General features: G+C 69.4%; 17 protein-coding genes. 9 read left to right on the forward strand and 8 right to left on the reverse strand.

The features are described 5' to 3' along the window. Positions 1 to 2: 2 nt before the first annotated feature. Genes Strain318_RS02735 through Strain318_RS02745 form a run of 3 tightly spaced genes read right to left on the reverse strand, consistent with a single transcriptional unit; the run spans position 3 to position 2,613 of the window. Positions 3 to 1,646: a peptide ABC transporter substrate-binding protein gene (locus Strain318_RS02735; protein WP_367887002.1), complete on the reverse strand. Its 1,644-nt coding sequence runs from the start codon at positions 1,644 to 1,646 to the stop codon at positions 3 to 5. 44 nt (positions 1,647 to 1,690) lie between these two features. Next, positions 1,691 to 2,452: a lipoate--protein ligase family protein gene (locus Strain318_RS02740; protein WP_367887003.1), complete on the reverse strand. Its 762-nt coding sequence runs from the start codon at positions 2,450 to 2,452 to the stop codon at positions 1,691 to 1,693. Positions 2,453 to 2,454: 2 nt separating this feature from the next. Further along, entirely contained in the window at positions 2,455 to 2,613 is a 159-nt protein-coding gene (locus tag Strain318_RS02745; RefSeq protein ID WP_367887004.1) for a hypothetical protein, read from the reverse strand. Between the two features lie 257 nt (positions 2,614 to 2,870). Here Strain318_RS02745 and gcvP point away from each other — a divergent pair, with 257 nt between their 5' ends. After that, positions 2,871 to 5,756: an aminomethyl-transferring glycine dehydrogenase gene (gene gcvP / locus Strain318_RS02750; RefSeq protein WP_367887005.1), complete on the forward strand. Its 2,886-nt coding sequence runs from the start codon at positions 2,871 to 2,873 to the stop codon at positions 5,754 to 5,756. A 142-nt stretch (positions 5,757 to 5,898) separates the two neighbouring features. On the opposite strand, the gene gcvH is transcribed toward gcvP, so the two are convergent. Together gcvH and coaE are read right to left on the reverse strand one after the other, a co-directional pair. Next, on the reverse strand, positions 5,899 to 6,285 hold the full coding sequence (gcvH, locus tag Strain318_RS02755; RefSeq protein ID WP_367887006.1) for a glycine cleavage system protein GcvH: 387 nt from the start codon (positions 6,283 to 6,285) through the stop codon (positions 5,899 to 5,901). 70 nt (positions 6,286 to 6,355) lie between these two features. Further along, a complete protein-coding gene (coaE, locus tag Strain318_RS02760; RefSeq protein ID WP_367887007.1) occupies positions 6,356 to 6,961 on the reverse strand; it encodes a dephospho-CoA kinase in 606 nt (201 codons plus the stop codon). Positions 6,962 to 6,997: 36 nt separating this feature from the next. Here coaE and Strain318_RS02765 point away from each other — a divergent pair, with 36 nt between their 5' ends. Further along, positions 6,998 to 7,570: a pilus assembly FimT family protein gene (locus Strain318_RS02765; protein WP_367887008.1), complete on the forward strand. Its 573-nt coding sequence runs from the start codon at positions 6,998 to 7,000 to the stop codon at positions 7,568 to 7,570. 3 nt (positions 7,571 to 7,573) lie between these two features. On the opposite strand, the gene Strain318_RS02770 is transcribed toward Strain318_RS02765, so the two are convergent. Beyond that, complete coding sequence (locus tag Strain318_RS02770) at positions 7,574 to 8,347, reverse strand: helix-turn-helix transcriptional regulator (protein ID WP_367887009.1); 774 nt, start codon at positions 8,345 to 8,347, stop codon at positions 7,574 to 7,576. Positions 8,348 to 8,473: 126 nt separating this feature from the next. On the opposite strand from Strain318_RS02770, the gene Strain318_RS02775 reads away from it, so the two are divergent. The 7 genes from Strain318_RS02775 to Strain318_RS02805 all read left to right on the forward strand — a co-directional run bounded on the left by Strain318_RS02775 (position 8,474) and on the right by Strain318_RS02805 (position 15,946). Then, entirely contained in the window at positions 8,474 to 8,890 is a 417-nt protein-coding gene (locus tag Strain318_RS02775) for a type IV pilus modification PilV family protein (protein WP_367887010.1), read from the forward strand. Then, positions 8,890 to 10,002, forward strand: a complete 1,113-nt coding sequence (locus Strain318_RS02780) for a PilW family protein (RefSeq protein ID WP_367887011.1) — start codon at positions 8,890 to 8,892, stop codon at positions 10,000 to 10,002. The genes Strain318_RS02775 and Strain318_RS02780 overlap by 1 nt, the downstream gene beginning before the upstream one ends. Before the next feature lie 47 nt (positions 10,003 to 10,049). Then, positions 10,050 to 12,092, forward strand: a complete 2,043-nt coding sequence (locus Strain318_RS02785) for a hypothetical protein (RefSeq protein WP_367887012.1) — start codon at positions 10,050 to 10,052, stop codon at positions 12,090 to 12,092. A 180-nt stretch (positions 12,093 to 12,272) separates the two neighbouring features. Continuing rightward, positions 12,273 to 12,815 carry an RNA polymerase sigma factor gene (locus Strain318_RS02790; RefSeq protein WP_367887013.1) on the forward strand — a complete coding sequence of 181 codons (543 nt, stop codon included), beginning with the start codon at positions 12,273 to 12,275 and terminating at the stop codon, positions 12,813 to 12,815. Next, positions 12,812 to 13,570, forward strand: a complete 759-nt coding sequence (locus tag Strain318_RS02795; RefSeq protein ID WP_367887014.1) for a hypothetical protein — start codon at positions 12,812 to 12,814, stop codon at positions 13,568 to 13,570. Before Strain318_RS02790 ends, Strain318_RS02795 begins: the two co-directional genes overlap by 4 nt. Before the next feature lie 7 nt (positions 13,571 to 13,577). After that, positions 13,578 to 15,161, forward strand: coding sequence for a HEAT repeat domain-containing protein (locus tag Strain318_RS02800; RefSeq protein ID WP_367887015.1), 1,584 nt, complete (start codon positions 13,578 to 13,580; stop codon positions 15,159 to 15,161). Beyond that, complete coding sequence (locus tag Strain318_RS02805) at positions 15,161 to 15,946, forward strand: HEAT repeat domain-containing protein (RefSeq protein ID WP_367887016.1); 786 nt, start codon at positions 15,161 to 15,163, stop codon at positions 15,944 to 15,946. Before Strain318_RS02800 ends, Strain318_RS02805 begins: the two co-directional genes overlap by 1 nt. On the opposite strand, the gene Strain318_RS02810 is transcribed toward Strain318_RS02805, so the two are convergent. Beyond that, positions 15,932 to 16,546 (reverse strand): thymidine kinase, encoded by a 615-nt coding sequence (locus Strain318_RS02810; protein WP_367887017.1) that lies wholly within the window; start codon positions 16,544 to 16,546, stop codon positions 15,932 to 15,934. The two genes, Strain318_RS02805 and Strain318_RS02810, sit on opposite strands and share 15 nt — an antisense overlap. After that, positions 16,543 to 18,120: a hypothetical protein gene (locus tag Strain318_RS02815; protein WP_367887018.1), complete on the reverse strand. Its 1,578-nt coding sequence runs from the start codon at positions 18,118 to 18,120 to the stop codon at positions 16,543 to 16,545. The genes Strain318_RS02810 and Strain318_RS02815 overlap by 4 nt, the downstream gene beginning before the upstream one ends. Positions 18,121 to 18,128: the final 8 nt, after the last annotated feature.

The raw sequence follows: 18,128 nt of genomic DNA on the forward strand, positions 1-18,128 counted from the left end.
CCTCAGTTGGCGGGTCGCGCGTCGCGCGGCAGGCGCTGCGCGGGATCCACCGACCACTCGTGCAGCGTGCGCCACCAGCCATCGGGGCGCCACGCAGGCACGGTGAGGCGCCGGTGCACGCCGGCGACGATGCGCGGTTCGTAGAGGAAGAGCGCGGGGACGTCGTCGGCGATGGTCTGGTACGCCCGGGAGAACGCGCGCTTCGCGTCGTCGCGATTCATCGTGCTGAGTCCGGCGCTGACGGCCGCGTCGAACTCGGCGTTCTCCCAGCGTCCGTCGTTGCGCGTGCCTTGGCCCGGCTTGGTCGCGCTCATCCAGGTGCCGACGAGCGTGCGCGGCGAGGGCACGGTGAGCCAGCCGCCGAAGACGACGTCGAACTGCCCGGCCTCGCGCTTCTGCGTGAAGGTGCGGTTCTCGGTACGCTCGAGCTCCATGGCGATGCCGACCTGGCGCAGCTGCTCCTGCAGCGTCACGGCCATGCGCTCGCGGTTGCGGCTAGAGCCGGGCACGAGCGCGCTGAACGCGAGGCGCCGGCCGTCCTTGCGCCGGATGCCGTCGCGCGGGTCGACGCGCCAGCCGAGCGAGTCGAGGATCGCCGCGGCGCGCGCGCGGTCGTGCGGAACGGCGCGGACGGTGGAATCGAACGTGAACTGCGCATGCACCATCGGCGCGTCCGCCACGAAGGCCAGCGTGTCGAAGACCGCGCGCACAGCCTGTTCGCGGTCCACGGCATGCGCGATGGCTCGCCGCAGCGCGGCATCGGTGAAGAGCGGGTGCGGACGTTCGCGGTTGCGGGCGTCGCGGAAGTTGAACGCGACGTAGGTGTAGTCGAACGAATTGGCGAGCACGAGGCGCACGTGCGGATGCTTGGCGGCCTCGGCGAGGTCGCCGGCCGGCACGAGCTCCCAGACGTCGGCTTCCTCGGCCCAGAGCTTGGCGAGGCCGGTGGCGGGCTCGGGCGAGACGGTGACGATGACGCGGTCGAGGCGCGCGCGGCCGCGGTAGTAGTCGTCGACGGCGGCGAATTCGAGGCGCTCGAGCGGTTCCCACGCGACGAAGCGGAACGGGCCGCTGCCGATCGGATTGCGCGCGAAGGCGCTGGTCGAGAGCGGCGCGCCGTCGGTCGGCAACAGATGTGCCGGCAGCGGTACAATCATCGAAGCGGCATAGAACTGCTCGCTCGAGCGCGCACGGAAGCGGAGCGACACGCGGCGCTCGCCGTCGGGCGTCACCTCGACGATGTCCGCGAGCTCGGCGCGTGCCGAGGACCCGTTGGTGGAGTCCATGAGTGCGCGGTAGCCCGCTTCGACGTCCGCCGCGACCACGGGACGGCCGTCGTGCCAGCGGGCATCGGGATCGAGCTCGAACGCGATGCTCAGCGAGTCGGCGCTCCACGTCCAGGAGGAGGCGAGGCGAGGCTGGAAGTCGGCGTCGCCGATGGTGTTGAGCGACGGACCGATCTCGACGAGGCGATCGAACAGCAACTCGGCGGCCATGCGGCCCTGCGACGAGCGGACGAGCGGCGGCAGCAGCGCATCGGCATCGGCGGCGGTGGCGACGACGACCGTGCCGCCGAGTGGGCCGCGGACGGAGGCATCGCCACAGGCGGCGAGGGCGAGCAGGAAGGCAGGGACGAGACGGCGCACGGAGTGTGGGTCAGGGGGAGTGCGACGTCCGAAAGGTTACCGGACTATCGACGAAACGTCCACCGCGGGTCACGGTAGGTCGCGACGTGGCGGGCGATCGCGGGGGCGAGCTCGCCGACCGCAAGCGTGGAGACCGGGCCGACGGCGTGCTCGAGTGCGGCGATGAGCGCATCGCGGACTTCATCGAAGTCGACATCGCGCCGAAGGGCCTGCGTGAGCGTCGCGGCCGGCGGAGGCGCCGTCGTGCCGCGGAGCGCGGCTACGAGGCCCTGATCATCAGCGAGGAGGATCGATCCGTGCTGCAGGAACGCGTGCTCATCACGACGTTGCGCGGAGCCGACGAGCTTGCGGCCATCGACGACCAGCTCACCGACGTTGGGTTCGGCGAAGCACGCCGCGCCGTCGGGCGCGAGCGGGCGGCCGCGGCGTTCGGCCGGTGCGGCGGGCACGCCGAGTCGCGTCAGCGCGTCGAGCAGGATGGCATTGATCGCATCGTAGCTCTCGCGCAGCGAGGCGTCGCGCGCGGGGGCGGTCACGCTGTAGGTGACCTCGCGATGGTGCAGCAACGCGCGGCCGCCGGTGGGGCGGCGGACGACGGCGATGCCGCGTGTCGCGGCGGCGTCGGGCTCGAGCCGGGCCTTCTCGTGCATGCCGAGCGACAGCGTGGGATGCGCCCAGGCGTAGATGCGGAAGACGGCTTCGTCCGTGTGCGCCGCGCGGTCGAGCAGCGCGTGGTCGATCGCCATGTTCCGGTCGCCGTCGTCCGCCGGGGTGACGAGCAGGCGCCAGCGCGTCGGCAGGGGCACGGTCAGCGGACGATCATGTAATAGATGACGTAGAACCAGCCGAAGATGCCGTGGAGGATGGCCCAGAGGACGGACTGGTTGACGGACCAGGAGATGGCGATGGCCAATGCGGATCCAAAACTGATGCCGGATTTGGCGACCTCTATTCGGGTGCTGGACATTGGGAGAGGGGAGAGGGGGGGGGTACGGGCGGGGGTGGGACGAGGGGAGAGGGGATGGGGGAGATGGGGGGGAGACGGGAGGGGATTTGCTCGGCGCGCTCTCGTGTGCCGCTTCCTTGTATCGGTCCAATCTACGCATCGGGGCTGGGGGGCGACTAAATTTCCGGTTGCGCTCCGACCTCCAGCCGGTGGTGCTTGTTCCGAAGTCTTCCTTTCCGGTGACCCAGGGCCCACGGCCCTCTGAGGAGTCCCCCCAAGTGTCCGCTTCTGCGTCTGCGCATCCTGCGCCCGACACGTTCGTTCGCCGCCACCTCGGTCCGTCCGAGGCTGAGCAGGCCGAGATGCTCAAGGAACTCGGCTACGCCTCGCTCGATGCATTCATCGACGCGACCGTTCCCGACAACATCCGGCTGCGGCGCCCGCTGGCGCTGCCGGCGGCGCAGTCCGAGCAGGAGGCGCTGGCGGCCTTCCGCGCCGAGATGAATGCGAACGACGTGCGGCGCTCGTTCATCGGCATGGGTTACTACGACACGCACGTGCCGGCGGTGATCCAGCGCAACATCCTCGAGAACCCGGGCTGGTACACGGCGTACACGCCGTATCAGGCGGAGATCGCGCAGGGCCGCCTCGAGGCGCTGCTCAACTACCAGACGGTGGTCAGCGACCTCACGGGCCTGCCGATCGCGAATGCGTCGCTGCTCGACGAAGGCACGGCGGCCGCCGAGGCGGTGACGATGGTGCACGGCATCGTCGGCAAGGACGGGCGCGACACCTTCTTGATTGCGAAGGACTGCCACCCGCAGACGATCGAAGTCGTGACGGCGCGCGCCGAGGCGCGTGGCGTGGATGTGAAGGTGGTGGACGTCGCGAAGATGAAGCCGAACAAGAAGACGGCGGGCGTGCTGCTGCAGTACCCGAACACCACGGGCCAGGTGGAAGACTACCGCGCGCTCTGCGAGGCGGTGCACGCGGCGGGCGGTCTGGTGATCGTCGCGACGGATCTGCTGGCGCTGACGCTGTTGCAGCCGCCGGGCGAGTGGGGCGCGGACGTGGCGGTGGGCAACTCGCAGCGCTTCGGTGTGCCGTACGGCTTCGGCGGCCCGCACGCGGCGTTCTTCGCCACCAAGGATGACTACAAGCGCCAGATCCCGGGCCGCATCATCGGCGTGTCGCGCGATGCGACGGGCCGCGCGGCGCTGCGCATGGCGCTGCAGACGCGCGAGCAGCACATCCGCCGCGAGAAGGCGACGTCGAACGTGTGCACGGCGCAGGTGCTGCTCTCGGTGATGGCCGGCATGTACGCGGTGTGGCACGGGCCCGATGGCCTGAAGCGCATCGCGAACCGTGTGCACTACTTCGCCGAGCTGTTCGCGGCGGGCGTGCGCAAGCTCGGCATGGAGCCGGTGGCGGGCATCTTCTTCGACACGGTCACGGTGCCGGTGGGCGGCAATCTCCGGAAGATCGTGAAGGCGGCCGGCAAGCTGGGCATCAACCTGCGCGTCGTGGACAAGAAGCACCTCGGCGTCTCGATGGGCGAGAACACCAAGGTCGCCGATATCAGCGACCTGCTCACGGCGTTCAACCTCGGCCAGCCGCACGGGCTCGACCTCGACACGCTGGGCAAGTCGGTGGACGCGCGGTACGACGAGCGCGTGCGTCGCACCAGCGACTTCCTCACGCATCCGACGTTCTCCAAGTACCACTCGGAGACCGAGATGCTGCGCTACATGCGCAAGCTCGAGTCGCGCGACCTGTCGCTGACGCACTCGATGATCCCGCTGGGCAGCTGCACGATGAAGCTGAACGCCAGCGCCGAGATGTATCCGGTGACCTGGCGCGAGGTGGGCGGCATCCATCCGTTCGCGCCGGCGGAGCAGACGCTGGGCTACCAGTCGATGTTCGTGCGTCTGGAGAAGGCGCTGGCGGAAGTGACGGGCTTCGCGGCCGTGTCACTGCAGCCGAATGCCGGTTCGCAGGGTGAATACGCGGGTCTGCTCGTGATCCGCGCGTACCACCGCGCGCGCGGGCAGGGGCATCGCAACATCTGCCTCATTCCGCAGTCGGCGCACGGCACCAACCCGGCCTCGGCGGTGATGGCGGGCATGCAGGTGGTGGTCTGCGGCACGGATGCCAACGGCAACATCGACGTGGCCGACCTGCGCGCGAAGGCTGAGCAGCATTCGCAGAACCTCGCGGCGCTGATGGTGACGTATCCGTCGACGCACGGCGTCTTCGAGGAGAGCATCAAGGACATCTGCGCGATCATCCACGAGCATGGCGGCCAGGTGTACCTTGACGGCGCGAACATGAACGCGATGGTCGGCTTGAGCCGCCCGGGCGACATCGGCGCGGACGTCTGCCACCTGAACCTGCACAAGACGTTCTGCATCCCGCACGGCGGCGGCGGCCCGGGCATGGGGCCGATCGGCGTGGTGGCGCACCTCGCGCCGTACCTGCCGGGCCACGGCGTCGTGGGTCTCGAGCCGAAGGAGACGCGCATCGGGGCCGTGAGCGCGGCTCCATGGGGATCCGCGAGCATCCTGCCGATCTCGATGATGTACATCGACATGATGGGCGGCGAGGGGCTGACGGAGGCGACGAAGGTCGCGATCCTCAACGCGAACTACATCGCCGAGAAGCTGAAGGGGCACTACGAGGTGCTGTATCGCGGCAAGAACGGCCACGTGGCGCACGAGTGCATCCTCGACACGCGTCCGCTCAAGCAGTCCGCGGGCATCGAGGTGGAAGACATCGCGAAGCGCCTGATGGATTACGGCTTCCACGCGCCCACGGTGAGCTTCCCGGTGGCGGGCACGCTGATGGTGGAGCCGACGGAGAGCGAGTCGAAGGCGGAGCTCGACCGGTTCATCGAGGCGTTGATCGCCATCCGCGAGGAGATCCGCGACATCGAGCGCGGCGTGCTGTCGCGCGAGGACAATCCGCTGGTGCACGCGCCGCACACGCAGGATGTGGTGGTGAGCGACAGCTGGGCGCGTGGCTACTCGCGCGAGCGCGCGGCGTATCCGCTGCCGTGGGTGCGTGAGCGGAAGTTCTGGCCGTCAGTGAGCCGGATCGAGAGCGCGTTCGGGGATCGCAATCTCGTGTGCTCGTGCCCGCCGATCGAGGAGTACGCGCAGGCCTAACGGCGGTTCACCACGAAGGCACGAAGGGCTCACTGCAAGTGTTCGGCCCCGCAACCCCAAGAAGCATCGCTTCTCTTGGGTTGCGGGGCCGAACGCCTGTTGCGGCTCCTTTCGTGCCTTCGTGGTGAAGGCAGTTCAGCCGTTACTGGCCGAGCAGCTTCCCATACGCTGCCGCGTCCATGAGACCCTTGAGGTCGGCGGCGTTGACCTTGAGCTTGATCATCCAGCCGTCGCCGTAGGGATCGGTGTTCACGAGCGCCGGTTCGCCGTCGAGCTTGGCGTTGACCTCGACGATCTCCCCGGCGAGCGGCGAGTAGAGCTCGCTCACGGCCTTCACGGCTTCGATCGTGCCGAAGACCTCGTGCGCGGCGACCTTGCGGCCGGGCTTGGGGAGGTCGAGGAAGACGATGTCGCCGAGTTCGCCTTGGGCGTAGTCGGTGATGCCGACGATGACGACCGAGGCGTCGGCGGTCTTCTTCACGTACTCATGGTCCTTGGTATAGCTCAGATCCGCGGGGATCGACGACACGCGTGGCTCCGGAGGGGGGTGCGAGGGGTGATGTACCGATGGCGAAGGCTACGCCGCTTGGAGGCGGGAATCAAGCAGTGGCGGCGGCGCGGAGGGCCGTCCAGACGGCGTCCACTTGCGCGTCGAGTGCCTCGCGCGTGCCGTCGTTCTCGATGATGTAGTGGGCCTTCGGGCGCTTCGCGTCGGCGGGCATCTGCGCGGCGATCATCGCGTCGGCGTCGCTCGCGCTCAAGCCACGGTCGCGCATGAGGCGCTCGCGGCGGACGTCCACGGGGGCGTCGACGAGTATGATGCGGTCCATCTCGCCGTCGAGGCCGGTTTCGAAGAGCAGGGGGATGTCGCAGATGACGAGGGGCGCGCCGCTGTCGCGGAGGCGCGCGACGGCCGCGGCGCGCAGGCGTGCGACCTCCGGATGGACGATGGCGTCGAGCGCCTTGCGGGCGGTCTCGTCGCGGAAGACGACCTGGCGCAGGGCCGCGCGGTCGAGCGAGCCGTCGGGCCTGAGCACGTGCGGGCCGAAGCGCGTGGCGATGGCGGCGAGCGCGGCGGAGCCGGGCGCGACGGCCTCGCGGGCGAGGAGGTCGGCGTCGACGATGGGCGCGCCGTGGGCGGCGAGGCGCGCAGCCACGGCGGACTTGCCTGCGGCGATGTTGCCGGTGAGGCCGACGGTGAGCATCGCAGAATCGTAGCGTCGAGACGTAGATTGTGCATCGTGCAGCTGCCGCGTCGCCCCGGGTTCACGGTCGCCGAGATTCTCGTCGTCATCATCCTCATCGGGCTGGTGGCGGGGTGGACCGTCTCGCGCTTCACGAACATGAACTACCGGATGGACGCGAACATCCGCATGCTGCAGAACACCATCATCGCCGCCCAGCAGACCGCCATTAACCGCAACATGCCGGTGCAGCTGATGTTTGACGCCTCGAGCGACAGCGCGATGCGCGTCCGCATCCTGCTGGATGCGGATGACGACGGCCAGGTCTCGGAGAATGAGACGGTGTCCTACCGGCCGCTCGACGGGGCGCGGTTCCTTGCGCCGGACAGCACGATCGACGGCGCGTCGGCCGCCTATGCAACGGGTCCCGGGTTGGTCACCGGTCGTCCGGCCCTCATGCAGGCGCTTCGGATTGCGCCGAACGGCACCTTGGGCGGCGATGTCGTGATCTACATCGGCACGGTCAGCAGCCGCTCGTACGATTTCCGGGCGCTGGCCGTCACCGGAGCGACGGCACGCACGGCGTTTTGGAGCCACGCGAACGGCGCCTGGCGCCGACGATCCTACTGAGCCTCAGCTCTGGGTAGTGCCAAGTTCAAGCACGAAGCGGCTGGCCGCCCATGCTGCGCCACCCTTCGCGCGGATTTCCTGCGGGGTCGCGCCGAGGTAGCGCTGGCAGGTGTTGCGGAAGGCGGATCCCGAGGGGAAGTCGAGCATCCGGGCGACGCCGTCGGCCGTACGCTGGCCGTCCTCGAGCATCTGGGCCGCGACAATGAGGCGGCCCCATGTAATCAGTTTCTGCGGTGGCGGGCACTTCGCGTCGGCCAGCGCCGTCAGGAGGGTGCGTTTGGATGTGCCGCAGATCTCGGCGAGGCGCTGGCCGGTGAGGCGGAGGTGGGCGCGCGTCACGGCGACCATCACGGCGTCGCGGACGGTGGCACTGAATCCGCTCACGCGGGGCCGCAGCAGTTGCGCCACACCGCGCGCCTCGGCGCGCTCGAGGACGGCCCGGAACGCGGCGGGCGTATCGTCCTGCCCGGCGATGAGCAGACCGTCGAGGCCCGCGCGGCCGGCGTCGAACAAGTCGCGCGAGCGCTCGGGCGTCACGGTGACGTACGCGACGAGCGAGATGCGCTCGGCGCGCAGCTTCAGCCGGCGGATGACATCGAACTGCGCCTTGCCTTCCGCGAAGAGGTCAAGGATGGCGAGAGTGACGGACTCATCCTTGCAGGCCTCCTCGAGGGCGTCCCACGACGTGCAGTGGATGACCCGATGCTCACCGTGGACGGCGGCGTTCAGGCGCTGGAGCGCCTGGGGATCGGTAATCATCGCGGCGAGGGTGGCCATGGGATGGGATATGAGCGCGTGGGACCCAGAATGCAATATCATATTGTGACAGCGGCAGCGGCGGCCGGACCGCCGTGGTGGCCGATTTGCCGTCCCCCCGAGCGCGTTCTCCATAGTTTTCGCCTGATGCCCACTTCCCGATTGGCGATCCGCCGCGGCATGACGATCATCGAGGTGCTGTTTGCCATCGTGATCCTCTCGGGTGTGATGCTGTCGCTGTCGAACTTCGGCAACGGATTCGCGCGGGCGAGCCGGAACGCGGCGTATCTCACGATCGCGAGCGACCTCGCGACCGGTCGCCTCGAAGCGGCGCGGGCGCACGTGACGTACTCGACACTCGTGAGCACGTTCCACAACACGACCGAGACCAGCGCGACGGCCACGGCGAACCCCTCGATGGCCGGGTACACCGGGTACACGCGCACCACGCTGGCCGTCGCGACGGTCACCGACAGCACCGAGTACGTGACGGTGACGGTTACGGTGACCTCCCCCGACCTCTCGACGCCGGTGTCCAAGACCGTCGTGATCGGCGCCCGCTGATGGGTAGGAACCGGCGCGGGTTCACGATCATCGAGATGGTGGTCGCGATGGCATTGACGATGTTGGTCTTTGCCATCACGCTGCCCTTCGTCCGCACGCAGACGCGGGCCCTCGGCGACAATGCCGGTCGGCTCGACGCCTACCAGATCGCGCGCTACGCGCAGCGAATGATCGACAAGGACCTGCGCGTGGCGGTTGCCGATGCGTCGCAGCCGCTGATCGTCTATGCGGGGCCGATGGGCATTGCGTTCAACGCCAATCTCGTCGCGCGCGATACGCTTGATCCGGGTGCGCTGGAGTTGGATACGTCCGCCGACACGACGCTGACCGAGGCGTGGCGCGTCGGGCAGGCCGGCACGATTCCGCTCACTGCGCGCACGTATCCGACCACGACCTACACGGATGGTGCGGGGACGCCGAGCCGCAACGAGACGGTGATGTACTTCTTGCGGGCGGATACGGTGACGGACCGGAATGACGTGTACGTGCTGTACCGGCGCGTGAACGGCCGCGATTCCACGCAGGTCGTGCGCGGCATCCATGTGCCGGCCGATTCCGCGTTCTTCAGCTACTACACGCGCAGCGGCGACACGCTCAGCCGCGTCGGATCGGCGAGCCTGCCGATGTGGTGGGACTCGGCGGGTGTGGGGAGCATCCGGGCGATCGGCGTGCGTTCGGCGGGGTTCTTCAGGAATACCCAGACCGGCGAGGACGTGATCCGGTCGATTTTCTGGATGGTGGTGCTGGAGAACCGGACGTCGACGGGGCGCGATTGCGGCGCGGCGCCGTCGACGCCGCCGGCGAACAACGCATCGCAGTTCTCGTTGTCGAGGGACAACAGCAACCAGCCGTATCACGTCGAGGTGACGTTCGACCCGTCCACGGACGATGCAGGCGCGACCGCGGACGTTACGCACTACCTGATGGAGCGACGTATCTCAGGCGGTGCCTGGTCCGCCATCGCGACGATTCCTGCGACGCGCGCGACGGAGTACGTGTGGAGTGACGTGAATCCGTCGCTGGTTGGTACCGTCGAGTATGGCGTTCGTGCGGTGGACTGCGGTGGGCTCGCATCCGGACGGGCGACGCGCTCGTCGGTGACGCTGCCGTGATGCGGATGAAGAGCCGACGCGGTTCGGCGCTTATCCTCGTCTTGCTCATGACGCTTGCGGTCGCGGCGCTCGCGATCGCCGCGATCTTCATGACGTCGAGCGCGGGATTGCTGTCCCGATTCTATGATCGCGAGCGGCTCTTTCGCTATGCCGCGGAGGCAGCGCTCGAGGTGCAGCGGACGCGGCTGGAGAGCGACGTCGCACCCGCCATTCCGGACACGGGCTATCGTGTACTCGTCACGGGGTGGAAGCTCCTCGACGCATCCGGCACGCAAGTCCCGAATGTCTCGGTGAATGTGTATGCCGCGGTCACGGGTGATACGACCGGGACGCATCTCCCCTTTGTGACGCTCCTGGCCCAGGCGTACGACGCCACCGGCACCCGGCATGTGCGCCGCATGGACCTGCGGCGCGAGAGTTTCTCGCGCTATCAGTTCTTCACCGACTCCTTTCCGAGTGACGTCACGTTCGGGCCTGGCGTCGTCGGCGGGCGGGTCCATAGCAACCTGAACTGGGTCAATTCGGCGTCTGGCAATCGCTTCCTCGATACGGTCAGCGTCGGCGGATCGATCAGCGGCACGGCTACGTTCGAGATCGATAGCCTGCCGGGCACGATGCCAGTCCCCTACCCAAAGGACTCGACCTTCGCGCGCCTCGATACTCTCGCGAACGCGGCGGGCCTGCGATTCACTCCGGTGACGGGGTCAGGGCTCGGCAGTCGCCTCGAGTTCGTGGCCATCGACGCCGACAACGATGGCAGCATCGAGGAGGGCGAGGGCTTCTTCAAGGTCTTCGACCTCGCGGCGGGGTACGACACGACCTACCTGCGAGGCAATCCCGAGCAGTCGTACCACTTGTTCGCTGGGAGCATCTATCATCACTGGCAGGATGCGCGCATCCAGAACCAGTGCGGGGCCTTCTATCGAATCTCAAACCGCTGGCAGTTTTTCCCGATCGCGGTACACCGCTCCTCGTGGGCGAATTCCGTCCTCCGGTCGAGCACGTATCCGACGGTCAGCAATGGCGACATGAACGGGTTCGAGGACTACGACTGGGATGCGGCGAAAGACATCCTCGAGCAGCCGACCGCGCGATGCTTCCCGGCCGGGAGTCCGCAGCTCGTGTTGACGGAGCGGTTCACAAACTCTGCGGGAACCGTGACCGGCACGGCCGCGGATACGGTGCCGTGGGGCGTCGCGAACGCCGCCCATCGATACGGCGGGCAAGATACGACGTTTTCCGTCCGCAGCCGAACCTGCACCTTCAAGAGTAACGGCAACTCAGCGACCGACGGCCGTTGCGTTGCCGCGACCCACGGAACGCTTGGTAGTTGGCGCACCGGTACCTCGCCGACCGGCATCAGCACGACGGTGCGGCAGGCAGTGGAGTCGCCGTACTTGTTCGCCTTCGGCAGCACCTACAACGCGAACTCGCGTGGCGTAATCAGCAGCACCACTGGACCGCTGTACGTGAGCGGCGTGGTGACGGGTCGCGTCACGCTGCGTGTGAACGGACGCGTGAGCATCATCGGACCGCTTCGTTACGCCAACGCCCCCAATCTGCCGGAGTCGGACTGCAGTACACAGCTCGGGGTGTTGGCAGTCGGAGACGTAACCGTCGTGGACGGCATGTTCACCCGCGCCCGGCGCTTCGGGAATCCGTCATTGTTCACGCTGGCGAGTGTGACACTCCACGAGGGGGAAGCGCGCCGCACGACATTGCATGGCGCCTTCATGAGCCTTACCGGCACCGTCGGCGTCGAGGCCCCGAACACGACCATGGGCGCGGCAGGTGACCAGCCGGAGTGTCCCGAAGGCTCTGGGTCGTCGAATCGCGCCAACGGCGGCTGCCTCGAAGTCGTCGGCGGCATGATCATGCGCCGATTCTCCGCGCACTACTCGGGTTCGAACACGGGCTTCCGCTACTACGGCAGTCCGGATCGCTGCCAGAACTCGACACGGCGCCCGCCGTTCTTCCCCGTGACCAACCGCTACACGCGCGTCCGCACGCTCGAGGTCGAAGCGACCCGCGCCAACACGCCGCCGGAGATTCGCGCCCTGCTCGTGCGCCTCAAGGGAAAGGCGCTCTAGTCGCGTTCGGGCGAATGTCGCGCGAGTATTCTGCAAGCCGCTGCGGGAGAACGAGTTAGGGTCGGCGTTTGGCGCCAGCTTCGGGCGTTCACACGGCCGGCAGCTCCCTCCACGCAACCCTCCGCCCACTCGCGTTGTCTCTGGTGTGAACACCGAAGTCCGGTCCGCGACCCCCACCTCGTGACAGACGCACAACTCATCGCCGACATCCTGCGGGGCGACGCACTCGCGGAGCGCAAGCTCTACGACGCGCACGTGGACCGCATCTATCGGCTGGCGTGGCGAATGTCCGGGGACGAGACGCTGGCCCGCGACTTCACGCAGGACACCTTCATCCGGGCCTTCGACAAGCTCGGCGACTTCCGCGGGGATTCCTCGCTCGCGACCTGGCTGCACGCCATCGCGACGTCGGTGATCCTCAACGGGCTCAAGAAGGTGCGACGCATCCACGGCCGGGAGATCGGCGGCGACGAAATGCCGGACGCCATCATCCCGACCCGCGAGGCGGAGCCGGACCTCAAACTCCGGCTGCGACGCGCAATCGATGGACTTCCCGACGGGTATCGCACGGTCTTCGTGATGCACGACGTGGAAGGCTACACACACGAGGAGATCGCCAGCGCGCTGGGCATCCAGCCGGGCACCTCCAAGGCACAGCTGCACCGGGCACGCGCCCGGCTACGTGATGAACTGGCGGACTTCGCCGGGGAGTGGGCGGTATGAGCGAGCAACAGTTCGAAGACTTCCTCAAGCGCAACGCGGGCGACTACAACGCCCCGCCGGCGCAGACGCCGCGCGACGAGATGTGGGCGTCCATCGCCAGGGCGCGCGCTCCCAAGCGCATTGTCCGACCGACGCGCCGCTACGCGCCGTGGATCGGCATGGCCGCGACGCTGCTCGTCGGCATCGGCATTGGGCGCTTCATGCTCACCACGCCTGCCGCGACGACGGTCGCGCAGGCCGACAGCGTGGGCGGCGCAGCCGTCAGCCCGACCGTCAGCGCGGTCAACGACGAACCGCGAGACTCGATCCTCACCCTGGAAGCCACCGACAGCAGCGCCGGCGAACCGCTGCGGACCACGCCGTTGCTGCCACAGGCGCGTCTGGTGTCGGCACCTCGCCCGCTCCCGGCCGCCACGCGCGCCGAACCGAACACTGCCTTCACCCTCGCGTCGCGCGATCACCTTGAGCGCGCCGAGGCGCTGGTCTCGGTGATCGCGGCAACGCCCGCCGATGCGACGATGGACTCCCTCACCGGGAAGTGGGCCCGTGAGATGCTCACCAACACGCGCCTGCTCCTCGATTCACCCGCCGGGGACGATCCCGTGCGGCGCCGCCTGCTGGAGGACCTCGAGACGGTCCTCGTGCAACTCATCCAGCGCTCGGGCACGGCCGTCGAGGAGCGCGAGCTCCTCGACCGCACGCTCGAACGCACGCAACTCCTGACACGGCTGCGCACCGGCGCGGCTGGCATCTGAGGTAACCATGAAGCTCCTGACCCTGTCGTTCCTCGCCCTCGTGGGCACCGGCGCCGCGCTCGATCGGCCGGCCTCGCCCGATCCCATTCCCGCGGTGAGCTACGCGCCGGAAGACGCCGCGGACTCGCTGTGGCGCGCCGGTCGCGTGGCGATCGCCGACGAAGACTGGCGCCGTGCCGCGCGGCTCTTTGAACAGCTCGTCAACGAGCATCCGACCTCGGCCTACGCGGGCGACGCGCTCTACTGGCAGGCCTTCGCGCTGCAGCGGACGGGCAGCTCGTCTGACCTGCGCCGCGCGGCGCGGGCGCTCGAGACGCAGCGGGAGAAGTACGCGACGAGCGCGACGTATACCTCTGGCGAGTCGGCGGCGCTGCTGACGCGCGTGAACGGCCGTCTGGCCCGAAGCGGCGACGCCGAGGCTGGTGCGGCCGTCGCGGCGGCTGCGGCGGAGATCGCCGCCAGCGTGGCACCGGCGGCCCTGGAGATGGCGGCGGCCGTCGCGCCGGCCGCGCTCGAAGCGGCCATCGCGTCGGGACACATGAGCTCCGCCGAAGCCGAGCGCGCCCGCGCCGAGATGGCGCGCGGCTTGGCGGAAGCGCGGGCCGAGATGGCCGGGGTTCGCGGCAGCGCCGTCGCGGCGGCCCGTGCGTCGTCGCGCGCCCGCAGCGGTCGTGGGAGCGACGAGATCCCGCCCGAGTGCGAAGGCGTCATCGGCGACGACCGCATCGAGGCGCTCAACGCCCTGATGCAGATGAACTCCGAGCAGGCGCTGCCCGTCCTGCGCCGCGTGCTCGAGCGCCGCGACCGCTGCTCCGAAGTGCTGCGCCGCAAGGCGGTGTTCATCGTCGCGCAGCGTCGCAACGACGAGGCGGCGGACATCCTGGTCAACGTCGTGCGCAACGATCCCGACCGCACGACGCGCAGCGAGGCCGTGTTCTGGCTCTCGCAAGTGAACACGGACCGCTCGGTCACGGTGCTCGAGGGGATCCTCAAGACCGAGACGGACGAGGACCTGCAGAAGCGTGCGATCTTCGCGCTCTCGCAGGCGAACGCCCCGCGCGCGGGCGAGATCCTGCGGGACTTCGCCGGCCGGCGCGACGCGAACACCGAGTTGCGCGCCGAGGCGATCTTCTGGATCGGCCAGCGCGGGCGCGGCGAGAACTCCGCCTTCCTCCGCGAACTCTTCCCGCGGCTGGACAACGACGAGTTGCGCGACAAGGCGATCTTCGCCGTGGCGCAGCGCCGCTCGCCCGAGAACGCCGCGTGGTTGCTCGAACGCGCGAAGGATCGCCAGCTCTCGGCGCAGCTGCGGAAGTCGGCATTGTTCTGGGCGAGCCAGAGCGGTGGCGCGACCGTCGCCGACCTCGGGCAGATCTACGACACGAGCACGGAGGACCGCGAACTGCGCGGCCAGGTGATCTTCGCGCTGTCGCAGCGTCGCAACGATTCCGCGGCGGTGGACCGGCTGCTGGCCATCGCGCGCACGGAGCAGGACGCCGAGCTGCGGCGACAGGCGCTGTTCTGGCTTGGGCAGAGTCGCGATCCGCGGGCCGCGGCGGCGCTGGAAGAAATCATCAACAAGCCACTCTGATGCGCGCCCTCGCCTTGGCGTTCCTCGTGAGCGCGTCTGCGGGCGCGCAGGACCTCGCCGCGCGCGTCGCCGCAGTCGGGAGCGGGACCGTCCGCCTGCAGTTCGCCGCGGACAGCGGCGTCTGCGGCAACGGGCGCGGCAACATCAGCATCCGTCGCGGCGATGGTCGCGCGATAGTGAGCGGCGAGAACATCCACGTGAACGGCCGCCGGGCGGCGGAGTGGGAGGATGACTGCGAGCCCGGGCCGGTGCGCGTCGCGCTCGATGTGAGCGACCGGCGCGTCACGGCCGTGCGCAGTTATGTCGGCGGTCGTTGGCGCACAGCGGCGGACCTCGACCTGGGCGAGGTCTCGCCGACCGCGGCACGCGACTATCTCATGCAGCTTGCCGCGACGGCGGAATCACGCGCGGCGAAAGACGCGATCTTCCCCGCGCTGATCGCCGACGGGCCGTCGCCGGACGCGCAGCTGCTGGCGGTCGCCAAGGACGACGCGCGTCCGCGTGACGTGCGCTCCAGTGCGACGTTCTGGCTCTCGCAGTCGGCCGGCGATCGCGCGACCGCCGGGTTGCAGGAGCTCATTGGCGATCCGGACCGCGAGATCCGCGAGCATGCGGTGTTCGCGCTCTCGCAGCGACCGAACGAGGAAAGCGTGCCGGCGCTCATCCGACTCGCCCGCACGCATCAGGATCCCGCGGTGCGGCGCCGCGCGGTGTTCTGGCTGGGGCAGAAGCGCGATCCGCGGGCGCTGCAGTACTTCGAGGACGTGCTGCTATCCCAGCCGTAGCTGGGCGTCGTCGGGCTTGCCGACCGCGTGGCAGGCCCGGCAGCGTGCCTCGTACGACTCCGCCGCGCCGACCATCACGACCGGCGAGTCGTACGGCGCGGGCTTGCCGCCGATGAGCCGCTGGTTGCGGCTCGCCGGCGCGCCGCAGAGCACGCAGATGGCGTGCAGCTTGTCGACCACCTCGGCCACGCACATCAGCGCCGCCATCGGGCCGAAGGGCTCGCCGCGGAAGTCGGTGTCGGTGCCGGCGAGGATGACGCGACGCCCGCGCAGCGCGAGATCGCAGGCGAGCTTCACGATGCCCTGGTCGAGGAACTGCACTTCGTCGACGGCGATCACCTGCGCCAGCGGATCGATGCGCAGCGCGATCTGCTGCGACGAGTCCACGGGAATCGCCTCGAGCGTGCGGCCGTCGTGCGAGCCGACGGCATACACGCCGCCCTCGTAGCGGTTATCCAGGTGCGACTTGAACACCTGGACGCGCTTCTTGGCGATGGTCGACCGGCGCACGCGGCGCATGAGCTCCTCGCTCTTGCCGCTGAACATCACGCCGGCGATGACCTCGATCCAGCCGCCGGTGAGCTGGAGCGCTCCGCTCACCGGTCGCCCCTGGGCGGACGCGGGCCGCGCGGCTTGTCGTCACGCTTGAAGCCGCCGCTGCGCGGGCCGCCGTCACGCGGACCGCCGTCGCGCTTGAATCCGCCCGAGCGCGGCTTGTCGTCACGGGAGAACCCGCCGCTGCGCGGCTTGTCGTCGCGGGAATAGCTGCTGCGCGGCTTGCCGTCGCGATCCTTGCTGAACGAGCTGATGCGCGGCTTGCCTTCGCGCGGCGGGGCCTCGCGATCGTAGGTGCTGCGCGGCTTGCGCTCGCCCATCGGGCGGTCGCCGCCGCGGAAGCCACGCGGGCCCTCCACGCGCTCGCCGCCGCCACGAGGACCGGGGCGGGGGCCACGGTCGCCGCGGTCGCTGCGCTCGAACCGATCGCCACGCTCCGCGCGCTCGGCGGCTTCCTTCTCCTTCTGCGCCTCGCGCATCTGTGAGCGCGCTCGCTCCTCGGCGGCGCGCACCTGCTCGGTCTGCTCGGCGCGCGTGCGCTCCAGCAGGCGCAGCGCGGCGGCGGCGATCTCGAGCCCGTCGTTCTCGCGCAGCAGCGGCTCGAGGGCGAGCACTTCGCGCGCCGGAATGCCTTCGGCGAGCTCGGCGCGCAGCTCGGCGCGACGGCGCGATTCCACGGCGCGGGCCCGCGAGAGGCTCGCGCGATCGCCGAGCGGACGCGGCGTGGCTTCGCCTGCGAGCAACCGCAGCGCTTCGAGATCACGCGGGGCGCAGATGGCGACCACCTGGGCGGGCGCCGCGGCGACGGCTTGGCCCCAGGCCGTTGCGGTGGGCACGCCGAGCGTGATCACCACCGACGTGTTGGCGGCGACGGGACCACGCGTGACCTGCGCGAGCGGGCCCTCGGTGTATCCGACGCTGGCGAGCACCTGACGCGTCGCCTTCGCGGCGGCATCGCTGCCGACGAGCACGGCGGCGGACGGCGCGTCGAGCTCATCAAGCAGGGAAGGCAGTACGGCGAGCGGATCGCTGGTGACCGTCAGGTAGCGCACGTTCTGCACCTGCGCGGCGGGCACGTCGGCGACGACATCGTCCTGCACACGCCGCGCCTTGGAGAGGTAGCGCGTGATGAGGGCGTCCACGGCATCGCTGGCGGCGAGGGCCGTGAGGATGCGCGCGGCGTCCTTGGGCACCTCGGCGAGCACGGCGGCGAGGGCGTCGGACTCGGCGTCCATCTCGTCGGCGGCGGCGAAGACGACGGTGCGCACACTGTCGAGCTTGATTGCGGAGGCGGCGAGGCCGGCGGCGATGGTCTCCGGCGAGCCGACGACGACATCGGCGGGACCGATGCCGAGGAGGCGCTGCAACCGCGCCTGCGACGAGGCGGCGACGATGCGGCGGCCATCGGCCTGCGGGAGCTCGGCGAGGGCGCGGCTCAGGGCCACGGCGGCCTCCGAGTCGGGCACGAGGATCAGCAGTCTGAGGGACGCGCCGTCGGTCGCCGCGCGCTCGAGGGCGGGGGCGGCGCGCTGGGCGATGCGGGCCCAATCGGCGGGCATGAAATACGCCACGTGGGCGGAGCGGACGGCTCCGGCCGTCTCGCGGGAAGTAGCAGACACTGCGATCC

The sequence above is a fragment of the Pseudogemmatithrix spongiicola genome (assembly GCF_030623445.1).
In the GTDB taxonomy this organism is placed as follows: domain Bacteria; phylum Gemmatimonadota; class Gemmatimonadetes; order Gemmatimonadales; family Gemmatimonadaceae; genus Pseudogemmatithrix; species Pseudogemmatithrix spongiicola.